Origin of the sequence: Methanosarcina sp. DH1, assembly GCF_020804205.1 — an archaeon.
In the GTDB taxonomy this organism is placed as follows: domain Archaea; phylum Halobacteriota; class Methanosarcinia; order Methanosarcinales; family Methanosarcinaceae; genus Methanosarcina; species Methanosarcina vacuolata.
Window position 1 is genome coordinate 35,442 of record NZ_WJBJ01000009.1, and the last position, 4,511, is coordinate 39,952.

General features: G+C 41.0%; 3 protein-coding genes and 1 pseudogene. 1 reads left to right on the plus strand and 3 read right to left on the minus strand.

From position 1 onward, the window contains the following. The first annotated feature begins 867 nt into the window (after nt 1-867). The gene (locus FXW07_RS04960) at nt 868-1,941 is read left to right on the plus strand and encodes a hypothetical protein (protein ID WP_229394485.1); all 1,074 of its coding nucleotides are present in this window, start codon (nt 868-870) and stop codon (nt 1,939-1,941) included. A 434-nt stretch (nt 1,942-2,375) separates the two neighbouring features. Here FXW07_RS04960 and FXW07_RS04965 read toward each other — a convergent pair whose 3' ends face one another. The 3 genes and pseudogenes from FXW07_RS04965 to FXW07_RS04975 form a co-directional block, all read right to left on the minus strand. Next, nucleotides 2,376-3,743, minus strand: a complete 1,368-nt coding sequence (locus tag FXW07_RS04965) for a formylmethanofuran dehydrogenase subunit B (protein ID WP_229394486.1) — start codon at nt 3,741-3,743, stop codon at nt 2,376-2,378. After that, a complete protein-coding gene (locus FXW07_RS04970) occupies nt 3,740-4,135 on the minus strand; it encodes a molybdopterin dinucleotide binding domain-containing protein (protein ID WP_229394487.1) in 396 nt (131 codons plus the stop codon). The genes FXW07_RS04965 and FXW07_RS04970 overlap by 4 nt, the downstream gene beginning before the upstream one ends. Before the next feature lie 10 nt (nt 4,136-4,145). Continuing rightward, nucleotides 4,146-4,511: pseudogene (locus FXW07_RS04975) on the minus strand (formylmethanofuran dehydrogenase subunit C); the annotation flags it as partial.

Genomic DNA, 4,511 nt, shown 5'->3' on the forward strand with positions numbered 1-4,511 from the left:
ATCCTTCAATGTTATCAATTTCAAGATGGTTTTGGAGTTCCAACTCAACTTGCTTCATAGTATATAATATGTATATACAAAAAGGATAAATAATTTGGCTAAATTAGGAGTTTCTGGAAAAATTAGAGCAGTGATTCGGAGATACTGACTCAATACAAAGTTATTTATATTATTACTAGGAAACTGATTACCGTGTATTAAACGAGAAAAAAATAAAACTCGGGACATAGGAGAACCAGTTAATCAATAAAATGACAGAGTAAAAGCTTTCAAAATAAATTTCATGTGGATTTTTGTTCGGCAACGATATGCCTTTAACTCCTGATAAAATTGAAATTATGGAAAATTTTCGATTAATTCATACACTAATCTAAACCTAAAAATGAATCTAAAAATGAGACATATCAAAATTAAAATGAGATATATCAAAATTAAAATGAGATATATCAAAATTAAAATGAGATATATCAAAATTAAAATGAGACATATTAAAATGAAATATATTAAAAATTTTCCAGAAACAACCTTTAGACAACCTCTAAGATCTCCAAAGAGTTAAACAAATCTCTGAGCTCATTCCAAAACCAGGTTTCTTCTTAAATCAGTATTCAATGGCAAGAAACTCGATTGATTGTTTAAATTTCTAGATTTAGTGAACCAATTTTGATTTTGGGAATGAGATCTCTGTATAAGTGATCCGATCGTACCTACATTTCTGGCAGGGTTTGACAATTTATCGGAATCCAAAAGTCCAGGATTCAGGGATGATCATTCAAATGATAGACTCCATCCGGATAAGTGTGGCCTGAAAAATAAAAAGTACATGAGAATATATTTCACAATGTACCTATCAGAAGTGAAAAATAGATGTCTCTTAAACAAAGCGAAATCGTAGAAAAGATTTATGAAATCCCGGTTACACTTGGAGATGTTTCCGAGAGCATCTTTGAGGGTATAAACACAAAAAATAGCCTGCTTCACAGGCTTTACCTTCCTGAGGAGGGTGGTTCAGATTCGTATTACCTTTGCGAAGGCTTGTGCGAACCTGTATTTATAGAGCCTGAACTTGTTTACCCGTATGTTTCAGGGGCTTCTTCCGAAAAATTTGCATTTCGCCCTTCGCCTTATCGTTTCATGCTGCCTTATGAATTGTCAATAGAGAAAAAGAAAGAATACAATGTAATTCCGCCCGAAGAACTCAAGACAAGATTCCCTATGGCTAACGGGAGAATTCTGGAATTCAAAGAAAAGTTCCTCCACGATACCTCTCCTCTTAAGTCTGCAGACTATAGTATAAAAGGCAGACAATTTCTGGAATATTTTAATACTCCTAAGATTATTGCTACTGAAGGCTATCATCTGCAAGCTGCATATGATGCTGAAGGGAACCATGTATTTGAGAACGGATGCGGCATTGTCCTCAAAGATCCAGGCAGGTATGCCTATATTACTGCAGTGCTTAACAGTTCGATTGCTAGGATCTTTCCTTCAGTCTGTAATCCTGAAATGATATACCCGAGCTATGTAGCTCCTGCAGCGATGAAACGTTTTCCAATCGTGTTTCCTGATAACATGCTAACTGAAGATCTTATAACTACTATCTCTGGATACCTTGCTTTCCTGAACAGAGAGAAGTATGCAAGGGATTACGGAGTTCCAGAGTGGCTTCGGAAACTTATAGCTTTCTACGAGCAGATTTCAAACCTTCTGGTTCTGGATACTTACTTCGTAAACGACCTTGATCCAGGGCTTCTAAATGCCCTTGAAGAAAATATCCACCCTTATGCCGGAGATATGAATTCTGAAGACAGTGATACCCTTCTGAATTCGCTATACTATATACAGCAGCAGATTCTTGAAGCTTCAAGTTATCAAAAATGTAAATTTAATCTGGGACTTCCGGAGATTTTCAATTTCTCGCTGAGCAATGAAAAATTCTGAAAATTCCTTTTTAATTTTTTATCCGGGAAAATGACGAATTTTTAGAAGGATTACTTTTTTTCTCCAAGCCCTTGTCCCAACTTTGTCCAAACCCTTGTCCAATTCCTTGATTTTTATCTTAAAACTGATCCCAAGACTCAAACTTACTTCTTCGAATTTTGGATTCCAAATAATCTATCAAGTTTCTTATCATGAAAATCATTCGAAACTTTACTAATTTGAGAGTAAAATTGGTTTTGGGATAAGCTCATAGCTTGTTTAAGACTTACGCAGTTGGACTAAAATGCAGTTGGACTAAAATACAGTTGGACTAAAATCAATGTTCTTTAATTATTGAACAAGTAAATCAAGTCTATCAGATTAACATAGACTGCACTTGGTTTTGTGTCCTCAATTGCATAATTTCGAATTGCTTACTTGTAGAGCTCCGAAAATCAAGGCAAATTTTCAGGTGTTAGGTTTTCGTGTTCCTTATTTAGAGAAGGAAAAGGAATAGCCTGACCTCTTTTTTTTCTAATCTTCTCAAAGAGTTGTTTTAAAGTGTCTTCATTGCTCTTCGTGAACTCGAAAGGTGAACTCGTGAAAGGTTCAAAATATACTGGCACATCGTCGAGCCTGTAGAAGGTTCCTTCACATTCCATAGCATCAATGACTCCAGGAAGTACGACATCCGAAGCAGATACTGTCGGGCAGGGAGCAATATCCAGACAGACCATTGGAATTTTGGCAAGGTAAGCCGCACAATCTGCAGGGATATGAGACACAAGGTCAGCACACATAACGAAAGCTGCGTCAACATCTTTTTCTCGAAGCACGTCTACAGTTGTGAATTCTCCGGGGTTATAACGCGGGTGCCCGCGCATGAAGTCAAGCCCGAAGGGGTAGCCGTACATGTAGGCAGCCACCTGATTAAAGCCTGCCACGTTGCAATGGCCACGGAGAGCTCCAAGGGTGAACTTGGCATAGTTGTTCAGTTCCTTTACGAAATTCATGGCAATCTCGGAGTTTCTGTACTTCCCCATTGAAGAAGCAAGCCCGAGGCCCACTGAGATGGCTCCAAAGGTACAGTTCTTCATCATATCGAGCATCTCTTCCATAACAGGGATGGGAACTCCAGTAATCTCTTCTACTGAGGGGTGGGGAGTTTTTCCGTGGAGCAGGGTCAGAAGTGCACTTATCAGTTCAAAATCCGAGTTAGGTTTGAGCTGAACATGCAGATCAGAAGCTTCAGTGGTCGGGGTTTTTCTCGGGTCTACAGTAATAACTGTTCTGTCGAAACGTCCGCGTTTTGTCCAGTAACCTCTCGGGAAAACCGCGTACCTCGACATCTGTCTGGGCATGGATTCAAGGGGATTGGTTCCCCAGTAGACTATGAGGTCTCCTCTGTTTTTCTTCTGCCCTTCTGTTGCACCGACTTTTCCGGCTTCCTGAATTCCCATAGCTGTTGGCCCGTGGCAGACAGTAGAATTAGAATCAACAATCGCACCAAGGTATTCTCCTATCTTGAGCCCGATTTCATGTGCTTCACAGGAGGTTTCACTGCCCATGAAAAACAGGGGACGCTTTGCCGAAACAAGGATATCGACAGTTTTCTCAAGAGCTTCATCCCAGGTTGCAGGGGCCAGTTTTCCCTCAACTTTTATAAGAGGCTGCATAATCCTGTGGGAACTTACAATTTCCTGAAATTTGGCATTTCCCATCTTACATGCATTTTTTGCTTCAATCTTTCCGTCTCCGAGTTCAACCTGGATATCGTCACAGGCTGCCCCGCAGACCGGACATATTATGTTTTTGTAAATCATACTCCCCGCCCCCCGATATAAACTTTCAATACTACCTCTTCGGCGCTAAGGACCTCTTCTTCAGTGGGTTCAATCGTTACCGGGGCACCCTTATAGAGAGGGGAACCCGTAGAAAGAGTATCGGGATCGATAACAACATTCGACCAGATAGCCCTTGGCATGAACACCTGCCCTGGCTGGACTGCATCCGTACATTTTGTGTAAACTACAATCGAATATTTTCCATTCTCGCTTGTTACTTTTACTTTAGAAGGAGAGCAAAGCGATTCAAAATCCACAGGAGAAATCCAGCACGATGCGCACTCCAGGGTATACTCATCCGTAAACTTGTCCCCTCCTTTTGCAAGCCTGCCTTCTTCAATTGTACTTCCAGTAAGGAGTAATACTTCCATGCTTCTCACCTCAAAGCTCCGGGTTTGCGTCTGCAACCACGTAAAGCGCTCCTTTTGCCCGCTTGCTGATCGCATAGTCCCCTGTGAATTTCTTGAATTCTCCTATTAGTTCAACCTCTCCGGATGTGACGCTATTTTCCATGGATACAAATTCGAAACCCGGGGAGAAGCGCTCGATTTTGCCTCCAATTACTATGGTGCCTCCTGCCATTTCAGCGCCTACTCCCCGAAGAGCGTTGCCTTTTACGAAGATTAGCCCGCCGTTCTGACGGATTCCGCAGAAGCTTTCAACATTGCCTTCTACAAGAATTTCTCCGCCGTCCATGCCGCCTCCAAGCTGATGGCGAGCAGAGCCTTCGATAACGATCCGTCCACC

Bases quoted from the DNA above. Each gene is read 5' to 3' on its own strand.
- FXW07_RS04965 (WP_229394486.1), bottom strand. From the start codon at position 3,743: ATGATTTACAAAAACATAATATGTCCGGTCTGCGGGGCAGCCTGTGAC.
- FXW07_RS04960 (WP_229394485.1), top strand. From the start codon at position 868: ATGTCTCTTAAACAAAGCGAAATCGTAGAAAAGATTTATGAAATCCCG.
- FXW07_RS04970 (WP_229394487.1), bottom strand. From the start codon at position 4,135: ATGGAAGTATTACTCCTTACTGGAAGTACAATTGAAGAAGGCAGGCTT.